Genomic DNA, 9,850 nt, shown 5'->3' on the forward strand with positions numbered 1-9,850 from the left:
CTGCCAGGCAGGACACCGTTCACCGGCGATCCGCGAAAACACGTCGCGCGCATCGGAGTTCGAGCGAACCCTTGATCCGTTCGACAGAACCCTTTCGAAACAATCATGCGATTCCGGCGCCGTACAGGCCTTCCTGAGGCCGTTGAATAAACCGCGGGGCCCGTTTGTTTGAGCGGCTATGAAGCGCATCGAAGTCTGGGCGGACATGGTCTGCACCTGGGCCCACGTCGGCAGGCAGCGCCTGGTGAGTGCGGGGTTCGGCGAGGACGTCGAGGTCGTCTGGCGTCCCTACCAGCTCGACCCGACGGCCCCGGGGCCCCAGGCCGAGGCTCCGCGCGACCCGGCCGTCCCCACGGGAGAAGCCCCGAAGGGCCCGATCTGGGGCGCCGTCCCGCAGCCCAACACCTTCGACGCCCACCGGGTGATCGCCGTCGCCTACGAGCGCGGCGGCTCCGCCCTGCAGGGCGCCGTCGTCGAGCGGATTCTGCGCGCCCACTTCACCGACGGTTCGGACATCGGCGACCGCGCCGTCCTGGCCGATCTGGCCGCCGAGGCGGGTCTGGACGGCGTGGCCGAGGCGCTCGCCACCGGAGAGGGCACCGAGCAGGTCCGCTACCAGCTCCTGCGCGGCAAGGCCATCGGCATCGGCACCTCACCGACCTTCGTCGTCGGCGACCAGGCCGTCGCGGGTGCCCAGTCGCCGGAGGTCCTGCGCGACCTGGTACGGCACGCCGCCCCCGGCCGTGATCTCCCCGAGGAGGTCACGCGCCTGCGCCACGCGGAGTCCCTGCTCGACGCCCGTGACCCGCTCGGCGCGCTGGAGATGCTGCGTCCGCTGCTCGAAGACCACGGCGACGACCCGGCGGTCGGGCTGCTGGCCGCCCGCGCCTACTTCGGCTCGGCGCAACTCGGCCGGGCGCTGCGGACGCTTGAGCCGCTGGTCGAGCGCGCTCCCGGCGACCACTACGCCAGGTTCCTGCTCGGCCGGACCCTCGAACGGTCCAACCGCCCCGACGAGGCCCTGCCCCACCTGCGCCTGGCCGCGGCCATGTCCTCCGACCCCGCCTACGCCGACGCGGTCCGCAGGGTCGAACGGCGCGGAGCCGCGTAGAACGCGAGAAGCCGGCGCCCCTGGTGGGGCACCGGCTTCTCGGTGATCAGGTCTGGTCAGACAGCCACGGCGAGCTGCGTGACCTCACCCAGGCGGGCCTGGGCGGGGATGTCCTTGGTGACGCCACCACCCGCGATGATGCGGACGGTCCACTCACCGGGGGCGGCGAAGAAGCGGAAGATGCCCTCTTCGGACACCACAACCTCACCGGTGAACTCGCCGGAGTGGTCGAGCAGGCGGGCGTAGGCCGTGCCCGTGCCCGAGACCACTCCCTGGATGACGGCCTGGGTCGAAAGGTCGATCCCGGCCGGAAGGGCGATCGTCTGTTCCGGAGCAGCGCATCCCTGAGTCATTATCGAGCCTCTCCCAGTTCGATCGGCACGCCCACGAGCGAGCCGTACTCTGTCCACGAACCGTCGTAGTTCTTGACGCTGGCCTGACCGAGCAGCTCGTGCAGGACGAACCAGGTGTGGGCCGAGCGCTCGCCGATACGGCAGTAGGCGATGGTGTCCTTGGCGAAGTCGACGCCCTCGGCCTCGTAGAGGGCCTTCAGCTCCTCGTCGGACTTGAAGGTGCCGTCGTCGTTGGCCGCCTTGGACCACGGGATGTTGCGGGCGGTCGGCACGTGGCCGGCGCGCTGGGCCTGCTCCTGCGGAAGGTGGGCGGGGGCGAGCAGCTTGCCGGTGAACTCGTCGGGCGAGCGCACGTCGACCAGGTTGAGCTTGCCGATCGCGGCGACGACGTCGTCACGGAAGGCGCGGATGGTCAGGTCCTGCTCCGTGGCCTGGTAGTTCGTGGCCGGACGGTTGGGGACGTCCTTGACCAGCTCGCGGGAGTCGAGCTCCCACTTCTTACGGCCACCGTCGAGCAGCTTGACGTTCTCGTGGCCGTAGAGCTTGAAGTACCAGTAGGCGTAGGACGCGAACCAGTTGTTGTTGCCACCGTAGAGAACCACGGTGTCGTCGTTGGCGATGCCCCGGGAGGAGAGCAGCGCCTGGAAGCCCTCGCGGTCCACGAAGTCGCGACGGACGGGGTCCTGAAGGTCCTGCCTCCAGTCGACCTTCACGGCGCCACGGATGTGGCCCTTGTCATAGGCGCTGGCGTCTTCGTCGACCTCGACGAGGACGACGCCCTCGGTGTCGAGGTTGGCCTCGACCCAGTCAGCGTCCACCAGGACGGCGGAGCGGCTCATCGGAATCCTCCGGGATTAATTTGCGGCGGGAAATATACGGCGAATGATCAGGAACATCTCGCAGCCAAGGCAGAAACCGAAGGCGGCGTTGAGAAAGGCGGCGAAGAGAGCCGCGGCGGTGGCGCCGAGGGCCAGCGGCGTGATCTGCGTGACGTAGCCGACCAGACCCACCAGGGCGAAGACCAGACCCACTCCCTGCGCGAAGCGCGGGGGGGTCGCGTCCTCCAACTCCGGCGGAGGGCTTTTCACGATCCCTTTGAAAATCATCCCGTACGGCGAGGCACCGAGGAGGCCGAGCGCGAACACCACGGTCTGGGCTCCCAGCAACCAGGCGCTGCCCGTCACGAGGACGAGAGCGAGGACGACGGTCGTCAGAGCCGCAGAGAAGCGAAGGGCACGGGGATCAACCTGCATCGCTCGATGCTCCTGAAGGGGTGTACAGATCGGTGCGGCATGGGACCGCTTGAGATCGCCCTTTAGGAAGCGCGACAGAGCGCGGTGGCGACGCGGCAGAAATCTACCGCGCGCCGCTTAGTCAGCAGCTCTGTCGAGGGGTTCATGCCGAAGACACTACCTCGACGCTCCATCGTCTGTCACATCCCTGCCCACAATGTGAGACAAATTTGCCCAATGAATGATATTTGGCTGTTCATTCGCCGACGGCGAGGCCGAGCGCCCCGATCACGTCGGCCTTACGTGGCTGCCCGGAGGCACGTTTCACAACACGTCCTGACGCGTCAAGGATCAGTACGGTCGGGGTTCGCAGGACGTTCAGCGAACGGACGAGATCGAGGCGGGACTCGGCGTCGATCTCCACGTGCGCCACCCCGGCCACCATCGCCGTCACCTCGGACAACACCCTGCGGGTCGCCCGGCAGGGCTGGCAGAAGGCGCTGGAGAACTGCACCAGCGTCGCCCGCTCTCCCAGGGGGACTCCGAGATCACCGGACGTCAGCCGCTCCACGTCGCCCCCAACCTCACGCGGCACGCCGTCGCGCCGCCGTACGATCACGCCGACCAGCGTGGCCAGGGCCAGCGTGACGAGTACCACTGCCAATCCGGTCACGGAGCACGACAACACGCGCCCGCGACCGGCCATTCCCCGCGGCCGGCCCGAACCCGGGCCGGAGCGGCGGAATCCGGTCAGGGAACGGCCACGCCGACCAGCACGCGGCCCTGCGCCGTGGTGACCTCGACCCTGGTGACGGTCCCGAACGGGATCGTGGTGCTTCCCTGGAAGGGACCCGAGCGGTCGTAGGCGGCCTTGTTGACCACCCAGTTGGCCGCCGTCTGCCGCCGGCCGTCCGCACCGACCACGTCGAGTCTGCACGGGGTGCCCTTGGCGATCCCGGAGACGACGACCTTGACGGTCGTGGTGCCCTCCCCCTCGGCCATGCTCACCGTGACGTGGACGGGGCCGTTGTCCCCCTTGACCGTCCGGCGCCTCTCCGGGACGTCCGAGAAGATCCGGGCGTCCTGGGAGTTCTCGTTCGAGGGCGCCTCCGAGGGCACGGTGGCGTACCCCTGCCCCCCGTCGTCCTTCATCGCCTTGGACAGCTGCCCGCTCTCACCGCCCGCCGAGGCCGAGACCGCCGCGGGCAGCGCCTCCGAGGAGGCACCGTCCTGAGCCGGGCGCATGGCCGACCACATGGTCCCGCCCAGGCCGACGACCAGCACGGAGGCCGCCAGCGAAAGCAGCACCCTGCTCAGCCTGCGCCGTCTGACCCGCGCGCTCAGCAGCCGGTCGAGTACGGCGTGCGGCGGGCTGACCGCCTGCGCCGCGTCCTCCTGGGACACCTTCTCCAGGAAGGCCGCGACCCCCGTCAGCTCCTCGAACTCCGCGCGGCAGCCCTCACACTCGGCCAGGTGCGCCTCGACGAGCACGCACTCCTCCGGTTCGAGCGCCCCGAGCACGTACACCCCGAGCGACATCCGCACGTCGTCACAGGTCATCATCATGGCGCGAGCCCCCGCTCCTCCAGCGCCAGCTTGAGCGCCCGAAGCGCGTAATACGTGCGCGACTTCACCGTTCCGGCGGGGATACCGAGCGCCTCGGCGGCTTCCTTTACCGACTTCCCCTGGTAGTAGACCTCGGCGAGCACCTCGCGGTGCTCCGGCCTCAACGTGGCCAGCGCCTCGGCGACCGCCCACGACTCGACGGCCCGTTCGAGCTCGTCGTCGGCGGGCACGACGGCCAGCGCCTCGTCCCCCATCTCCGGCGGACGCGCCTTGCGCGCCCGGTGCTGGTCGACGACGAGGTTGCGGGCCACCGTGAACAGCCACGCGCGGATGGGCTTCCCGCTGAGCGCGTCAGGATGCCGCCACGCCCGCAGCAGCGTCTCCTGCACGACATCCTCCGCTCTCCCCGGGTCACCCGTCAGCCGCAGAACGTAACCGTAGAGTGGGCCGCCATGCTCGTCGAAGAGCGCTCTGACGAGCTGCTCGTCGGCGGTTCCGGCTTGGCTCACACCCTCACGACGTACGGCGCGGCGCTTCGGTTCAGTCATACGTCGCCCACCCGGGAGAGCGCGTCCTCAGCCGTGCAGGGGAACGTCGGTCGCCTCACCGGAGACCCGTATCCCCTGGGGCACGACGCGCACGCCAGTGATCTTCACGCCGAACGGCAGGTTCTTGACCGGGATGCGGTAGTCGATGAACCGCTCCGGGTTGGGCACCGGGATGCCGCCGCCGACCGTGACCTTCTCCGGGGTGAACCGGATCTCCCCCGCGGAGACGCCGATCTTCAGGTCGGCCTTGACCGGGACCTTCTGGCCGAGCACCGTGACCTCCCCGTTGACCGTCAGGGTGTCGCCGTCGACCGCGACCTTGATCCCGCGCGGCGCCCTCTGGTTCAGGACCTGCAGCGGGACCTCCACGGTCCCCTCGACCCGTCCGGCGCGGATGTCGGCCCGCTCCGAGTTGAACAGCAGGTCCGACAGCGGGGCGGTGACGTCGTGGAGGATGAAGTCGACGCTGGACAGGCGCAGCCCGTTCAGGACCATCGGGCCCGCCGCGACCTCGACCTCGTCGTAGCGCCCGGCGACCGCCTGCGTGAGGAACGGGATGCCGAGGATGCTCACCTCCGGCGATCTGTCCAGGTCGTATCTCGCGGTCGCCTGCCGGGCGATCTCCCGCTGCGCCCCGGCCACGGCCACCCGGTCCAGGATCGCGAACAGAACGAGCAGCAAAACCAGGAAAGCGACCAGCCTGCGCATCTGACTCCCCGTTCGGTGCCTCGACCCGGTGTCTCGACTCAGGGCCTCTCAGTGCCTCGGTTCAGTGCCCCGGTCCGGCCAGAGTGCCATCGCAGCACATCCCCCGGCAATTCTTCGCAAAACACCTCACCAACCGCCGGATCCGATCACCCACCGGCGAACGGCGGCAGCACCTCGACCGTCACACCGTCGGCGAGGACGACCGTCTCGTGCGCCCGCCTGCCGACCGGATGGCCGTCGACCAGGAAGGACGACCGCCCGACCACCCTGGCCAGCTCCGCGCGTCCCCGGGTGACCTCCGCGAGCAGTTCGGCCAGCGTCCCCGCCTCGAAGGGCTCCTCCGCGGCCCCCGAGGCCTCCTTCGCCGCCGCCCAGTAGCGAATCGTTCCTCTCGCCATAGTCCGACCAACCCCTCCCATACACACTGGGTCATCATCCTGTTACCGTGAATCCACGAGGTGAACCGTGTTCATCAGCTGGACACTCCATGGACGCCTCAGCCACGTCGGCTATCCTCACCTACACGGGACCTGGGCGACGTAGCCCCCGGGTCCTTACGTGTTTGTACGGTCAGCAGCCGGCACGACGCGGGAAGGAGGCACCGTGAGCAATCTCCTGCTGCTCACCAACGCCCTTGAGCCCTCCTCAGAGGTGCTCCCGGCGCTGGGACTGCTCCTGCACTCGGTGCGGGTCGCCCCCGCGGAGGCCTCGGCACTGATCGACATCCCGCCCGCCGACGCCGTACTCGTCGACGCGCGCCGTGAGCTGGCCCACGCCAAGGGACTGTGCAGGCTGCTGCGGACCACGGGCATCACCTGCCCGTTGCTGGTCATCGTCACCGAGGGCGGCCTGGCCGCCATGACCGCCGAGTGGGGCGTCGACGACGTCCTGCTGGACGGCGCGGGCCCCGCCGAGGTCGAGGCCCGGCTGCGGATGGCCGTCGGCAGGCTCGACCTGTCCGCCGCCGAGGAGGTCCCCGACGAGATCCGCAGCGGTGACCTGGCCATCGACGAGGCCACCTACACCGCGCGGCTGCGCGGCCGGGCGCTGGACCTGACGTTCAAGGAGTTCGAGCTGCTGAAGTACCTCGCGCAGCACCCCGGCCGGGTCTTCACCCGCGCCCAGCTGCTGCAGGAGGTCTGGGGCTACGACTACTTCGGCGGCACCAGGACCGTCGACGTGCACGTCAGGAGGCTGCGCGCCAAGCTCGGCGCCGAGTACGAGTCGCTGATCGGCACCGTGCGCAACGTCGGCTACCGTTTCGTCCCCGAGCGCGGCGGCGAGTCCGCCGACGAGCGCGAGCCCGCCCACCACTGACGGACGCCACGCGGGACCACGACGGATCCCGCGCGACGCCCCGGGCCGTCAGGGAACGACGGTGATGTGGGTGGGAGCCGGGGGTGTGATCGTCGGGTTCGCCGCGAAGTAGGCGGCGAAGGAGTCGATGTCGAGCGGTCCGCTCCACACGTCCGTGCCCTTGGTGAACTCCGCGAAGGCGTCACCGCCGCCGACGAGGAAGTTGTTGACGGCGACCCGGATGCTCTGGGCGTCCGTCACGGCCACGCCGTCGATCTTGAGGTCGGAGACCTTCGAGCCCCACGCGGCACCCGTGCTGTAGGTGTAGGTGAGGTTCGAGGACGGCTGCAGGATCTTGGTGAACGGCTGCGCGTTGGGGCCGCCGGGGAACTGCTGCTCCAGGACGGTCTTCAGCTGGGCGCCGGTGAGGGTGATCACCTGCACGAGGTTGTTGAACGGCTGCACCGTGAACGCCTCGCCGTAGGTCACCACGCCGTCGCCCTCCCCCGCCGGGGAACCCGTGTAGGTGAGGCTCGCCCGTACGCCGCCCGGGTTCATCAGGGCGATCCGCGCGTCGCCCCCGCTCTTGGACGCGGCGAGCTGGCCGTCGGCGATGAGGTTGCCCAGGGACGACTCTCCCGAGGGGACCGCGGCGTTGGTGACGTCGGCGGTGATCCTGCCGATCGGCTTGTTGGCCACCGGCGCGACGCGCTCCTTCCAGGTCTGCACGAACGCGGCGATCTCCGGGTCCGGGGTGACCGTACGGGTCACCACCTGGTTGTCGGCCACGACCGAGGAGCGCACCACGTCACGGGTACGGACGTCCACCCGGAAGTCGACCTTGGTGATCACCCGGCCGAAGGAGCCGCCCTGGCTGAACAGGCGGGTGCCGCCCGCCGGGTCGGTCACCTGGCACAGGTAGGCCTGGTGGGAGTGGCCGCTGAGGATCATGTCGATCTCGGGGTCGACCTGGGTGGCGATCCTGGTGCCCGTGCCCGGCTGCGCGCTGCAGGCGTCCGGGGATCTGCCGGGGGTGACCTGGTCTCCCTCGTGCACCAGCACGACCTGGGCCCTGACGCCGACCAGCTTCAGCAGCTTCGAGGCGACGTTGGCGGCCTTGACCTCGTCGACGAACCGCAGGTCCTTGATGCCCTCGGAGGTGACGATGCCCGGGGTGGACTGGGTCACCAGGCCGATGAAGCCGACCGGCACGCCGTTGACCCAGCGGACGGCCACCGGCGGCAGGGCCGGGATGCCGTACCCCTCCAGCAGGTCGCGCAGGGACCCGCTGTCCTTCCCGCCGAGCGCGGCCAGCGCCTCCCGTTCCGCTCCGCCGCCCGGGTTCTTGAAGAGCACGTTGGCGCCCAGGTAGCTGTAGCGCGCGCCCTTCCAGGGTCCGGCGGGCGAGCAGCCGTCCGTCGGGTGGCAGCCGCCGTACATGACGCGCCGCAGTTCGGAGTAGCCCTCGTCGAACTCGTGGTTGCCCACGGCGGAGGCGGTGACGCCGATCTTGCCGAGGAACTCGACGGACGGCTCGTCGTGGTAGGCGGCCGACAGCAGCGGGCTGGCCCCGATCAGGTCTCCCTGGGCGACCTTCAGGGTGTTCCCGTCGGTCAGCTGCTTGAGGTGGGTGGCCACGTAGGCGGCGCCGCCGGCCTCGACGGTCGCTCCGGTCTCGTCGACCATGCGGCCCGAGGAGCCGGTCGGCGGTTCGAGGTTGCCGTGGAAGTCGTTGAGGGAGAGCAGGCGGACGGGGACGGTCCTGGAAGCCTTGTGCGCGTTGTGCGCGCTTCCCTGGGTCGCCGCGGTCGCCGGGCCCATCGCGAGCATGAGGCCCGCTCCGGCGAGAGCCCCGGCCATGGCCAGGCGCTGGAAGGTACGAGACGTCATGAACCACGACATTAAAGTGGCGATCTATGCAAGGAATGTCCTAGAGGTAACGATTAACCGTCCCTAATGGTGGCGGCTTTTGCCACTCCCCGACCACCGGTTGAAATGCCACTGCGCATAAAGTCCAGAACATGAACGTGCGCGTGGAACACAGGGAACGACTCTCCGATTCTCAGGTGGCCGCCGTCCTGGCGATGGCCGAGGCCGCGACGGAGGCGGACGGCGTGGGACCGCTCAACGAACAGGCGCTGCTGCAGCTGCGCCACGGCGGTGAGAGGACGCGTTCCGTGCTGCTGTACGCCGGGGACGACCTGGCCGGTTACGCGCACGTGGACCTGACCGACTCGACCGCCCCGGGTGGGGAGCTCGTCGTCCACCCCGCCTTCCGGCGGCGAGGTCACGGGCGTCGCCTGCTGCTGGCCGTACTGGAGGAGACGGGAGGGCGCCTGCGCGTGTGGGCGCACGGGGGGCATCCCGGGGCCGAGGCCCTGGCCGCCGTCGCGGGCTTCACCAGGGTCAGGTCGCTGTGGCGGATGCGCCGCCCGCTGACCGTCGAACTCCCCGCCTTCGAACTCCCCGAAGGCGTACGGCTGCGCGCCTTCGAACCCGGCTCCGCCGACGAGGAGGCCTGGGTCGCGCTCAACGCCAGGGCCTTCGCCGACCACCCCGAGCAGGGCGCCTGGACCCTGGAGGACCTCAGACTGCGCGAGCGGGAGCCGTGGTTCGACCCGGCGGGCTTCTTCCTCGCCGAACGGCGCGACCCCGCGGAGGGTACGGCACGCCTGGCGGGATTCCACTGGACCAAGGTGCACGACGGCCCCGAGCCGATCGGCGAGGTCTACGTGGTGGGCGTCGACCCCGCCGAACAGGGCGGCGGCCTGGGCAGGGCGCTCACCCTGGCGGGCTTGGCGCACCTGCGCTCCCTGGGGCTGGCCCAGGTGATGCTGTACGTCGACGAGAGCAACACCGCGGCGGTCCGCCTCTACGAGAGGCTGGGCTTCACCCGCTGGGATGTGGACGTCATGTACCAGCGTCTCTGACGGGGTCGCGGGGGGGCGCCGGGGGCCCCCCCCCCCCACCCCCCCCCCCGGCCCCCCCGCGCGGGGCCCCCCCCCCCCCCCCGCCCCCCCCCCGCGCCGGGGTAAC

13 protein-coding genes are annotated in these 9,850 nt (G+C 70.1%); 3 read left to right on the forward strand and 10 right to left on the reverse strand.

All coding sequences use genetic code 11. The features are described from left to right. Window positions 1-178: 178 nt before the first annotated feature. Entirely contained in the window at window positions 179-1,111 is a 933-nt protein-coding gene (locus ACIBVQ_RS23145) for a DsbA family protein (protein WP_352014621.1), read from the forward strand. Window positions 1,112-1,167: 56 nt separating this feature from the next. Here the strand turns inward: ACIBVQ_RS23145 and ACIBVQ_RS23150 are convergent, their stop codons facing one another. From ACIBVQ_RS23150 to ACIBVQ_RS23190, 9 genes are all read right to left on the reverse strand, one after another. Beyond that, the gene (locus ACIBVQ_RS23150) at window positions 1,168-1,464 is read right to left on the reverse strand and encodes a DUF1416 domain-containing protein (protein WP_352014620.1); all 297 of its coding nucleotides are present in this window, start codon (window positions 1,462-1,464) and stop codon (window positions 1,168-1,170) included. Beyond that, a complete protein-coding gene (locus ACIBVQ_RS23155; RefSeq protein WP_352014619.1) occupies window positions 1,464-2,303 on the reverse strand; it encodes a sulfurtransferase in 840 nt (279 codons plus the stop codon). Before ACIBVQ_RS23155 ends, ACIBVQ_RS23150 begins: the two co-directional genes overlap by 1 nt. Window positions 2,304-2,318: 15 nt before the next feature. After that, entirely contained in the window at window positions 2,319-2,717 is a 399-nt protein-coding gene (locus ACIBVQ_RS23160; protein ID WP_399179813.1) for a DUF4395 domain-containing protein, read from the reverse strand. 62 nt (window positions 2,718-2,779) lie between these two features. Continuing rightward, complete coding sequence (locus tag ACIBVQ_RS23165; protein WP_399179815.1) at window positions 2,780-2,890, reverse strand: putative leader peptide; 111 nt, start codon at window positions 2,888-2,890, stop codon at window positions 2,780-2,782. 62 nt (window positions 2,891-2,952) lie between these two features. Further along, window positions 2,953-3,369, reverse strand: coding sequence for a TlpA family protein disulfide reductase (locus tag ACIBVQ_RS23170; protein WP_399179816.1), 417 nt, complete (start codon window positions 3,367-3,369; stop codon window positions 2,953-2,955). A gap of 77 nt (window positions 3,370-3,446) precedes the next feature. Continuing rightward, window positions 3,447-4,262: a zf-HC2 domain-containing protein gene (locus tag ACIBVQ_RS23175; RefSeq protein WP_362915103.1), complete on the reverse strand. Its 816-nt coding sequence runs from the start codon at window positions 4,260-4,262 to the stop codon at window positions 3,447-3,449. Next, window positions 4,259-4,810: a sigma-70 family RNA polymerase sigma factor gene (locus tag ACIBVQ_RS23180; RefSeq protein WP_184712468.1), complete on the reverse strand. Its 552-nt coding sequence runs from the start codon at window positions 4,808-4,810 to the stop codon at window positions 4,259-4,261. The genes ACIBVQ_RS23175 and ACIBVQ_RS23180 overlap by 4 nt, the downstream gene beginning before the upstream one ends. Window positions 4,811-4,837: 27 nt before the next feature. Then, a complete protein-coding gene (locus ACIBVQ_RS23185; protein WP_399179818.1) occupies window positions 4,838-5,518 on the reverse strand; it encodes a DUF2993 domain-containing protein in 681 nt (226 codons plus the stop codon). Window positions 5,519-5,664: 146 nt separating this feature from the next. After that, complete coding sequence (locus tag ACIBVQ_RS23190; protein ID WP_399179820.1) at window positions 5,665-5,916, reverse strand: MoaD/ThiS family protein; 252 nt, start codon at window positions 5,914-5,916, stop codon at window positions 5,665-5,667. 205 nt (window positions 5,917-6,121) lie between these two features. Between ACIBVQ_RS23190 and ACIBVQ_RS23195 the strand changes: the two genes are divergently transcribed. Continuing rightward, window positions 6,122-6,835, forward strand: a complete 714-nt coding sequence (locus ACIBVQ_RS23195; RefSeq protein ID WP_352014614.1) for a response regulator transcription factor — start codon at window positions 6,122-6,124, stop codon at window positions 6,833-6,835. A 48-nt stretch (window positions 6,836-6,883) separates the two neighbouring features. Here the strand turns inward: ACIBVQ_RS23195 and ACIBVQ_RS23200 are convergent, their stop codons facing one another. After that, window positions 6,884-8,704: a bifunctional metallophosphatase/5'-nucleotidase gene (locus ACIBVQ_RS23200; RefSeq protein ID WP_399179822.1), complete on the reverse strand. Its 1,821-nt coding sequence runs from the start codon at window positions 8,702-8,704 to the stop codon at window positions 6,884-6,886. Between the two features lie 131 nt (window positions 8,705-8,835). On the opposite strand from ACIBVQ_RS23200, the gene mshD reads away from it, so the two are divergent. Beyond that, window positions 8,836-9,744, forward strand: coding sequence for a mycothiol synthase (mshD, locus tag ACIBVQ_RS23205; protein WP_399179824.1), 909 nt, complete (start codon window positions 8,836-8,838; stop codon window positions 9,742-9,744). The last annotated feature ends 106 nt before the right edge of the window (window positions 9,745-9,850 follow it).

The sequence above is a fragment of the Streptosporangium sp. NPDC049376 genome (assembly GCF_044466505.1).
Classification (GTDB): domain Bacteria; phylum Actinomycetota; class Actinomycetes; order Streptosporangiales; family Streptosporangiaceae; genus Streptosporangium.

Bases quoted from the DNA above. Each gene is read 5' to 3' on its own strand.
- ACIBVQ_RS23145 (WP_352014621.1), top strand. From the start codon at position 179: ATGAAGCGCATCGAAGTCTGGGCGGACATGGTCTGCACCTGGGCCCAC.
- ACIBVQ_RS23150 (WP_352014620.1), bottom strand. From the start codon at position 1,464: ATGACTCAGGGATGCGCTGCTCCGGAACAGACGATCGCCCTTCCGGCC.
- ACIBVQ_RS23155 (WP_352014619.1), bottom strand. From the start codon at position 2,303: ATGAGCCGCTCCGCCGTCCTGGTGGACGCTGACTGGGTCGAGGCCAAC.
- ACIBVQ_RS23160 (WP_399179813.1), bottom strand. From the start codon at position 2,717: ATGCAGGTTGATCCCCGTGCCCTTCGCTTCTCTGCGGCTCTGACGACC.
- ACIBVQ_RS23165 (WP_399179815.1), bottom strand. From the start codon at position 2,890: ATGGAGCGTCGAGGTAGTGTCTTCGGCATGAACCCCTCGACAGAGCTG.
- ACIBVQ_RS23175 (WP_362915103.1), bottom strand. From the start codon at position 4,262: ATGATGATGACCTGTGACGACGTGCGGATGTCGCTCGGGGTGTACGTG.
- ACIBVQ_RS23180 (WP_184712468.1), bottom strand. From the start codon at position 4,810: ATGACTGAACCGAAGCGCCGCGCCGTACGTCGTGAGGGTGTGAGCCAA.
- ACIBVQ_RS23185 (WP_399179818.1), bottom strand. From the start codon at position 5,518: ATGCGCAGGCTGGTCGCTTTCCTGGTTTTGCTGCTCGTTCTGTTCGCG.
- ACIBVQ_RS23190 (WP_399179820.1), bottom strand. From the start codon at position 5,916: ATGGCGAGAGGAACGATTCGCTACTGGGCGGCGGCGAAGGAGGCCTCG.
- ACIBVQ_RS23200 (WP_399179822.1), bottom strand. From the start codon at position 8,704: ATGACGTCTCGTACCTTCCAGCGCCTGGCCATGGCCGGGGCTCTCGCC.
- mshD (WP_399179824.1), top strand. From the start codon at position 8,836: ATGAACGTGCGCGTGGAACACAGGGAACGACTCTCCGATTCTCAGGTG.